General features: G+C 43.3%; 1 pseudogene. It reads right to left on the reverse strand.

Annotation, left to right across the window (positions count from 1 at the left end):
* Positions 1-467 (reverse strand): annotated as a pseudogene (locus J7R10_RS08635) (hypothetical protein); the annotation flags it as partial.

Here is a 467-nt window from a genome sequence, read left to right on the forward strand (position 1 = left end):
TGTCTGCTTGCGTTGGTAGAGATTCTTTGGGTTGTCCTTTATCTTCTACCAAGATGGAGAGCATTTGTGGTTTGTTAATAAGGGCAAAGCGGGGAGGAGAAATAAATTTGATTTGGCGGTCAAATTCATCTGATCTTCCTGTTATAAGGGCATTGACAGGTGCTTTATGGTGAAGTTCTGAGAGAGGCGGAATGTCATGGACTTGCCCATCAGTGATGAAGATTGTACCTGCATAACGAGATGGTGGGACATCAGATAGCGCTTGTGTTAAGGCATTAAACAAATTTGTTGAGTGGGCATATTGATTATCAGCAAGTTTTCCAGCCTCAATAAATCGTGGTTCAAATTGCGGATAATGCGCCAATGCATTGGTTAATTGCGCGCGTGCTGTGTCACTATCACTTGTGCGTGTGCCAAATGTTTGGCTTTTGCTGCGATCAATGACAATGCCTACGGTGCTTTTAAGT

This window comes from Bartonella vinsonii subsp. berkhoffii ATCC 51672, from assembly GCF_902825225.1.
In the GTDB taxonomy this organism is placed as follows: Bacteria; Pseudomonadota; Alphaproteobacteria; order Rhizobiales; family Rhizobiaceae; genus Bartonella; species Bartonella berkhoffii.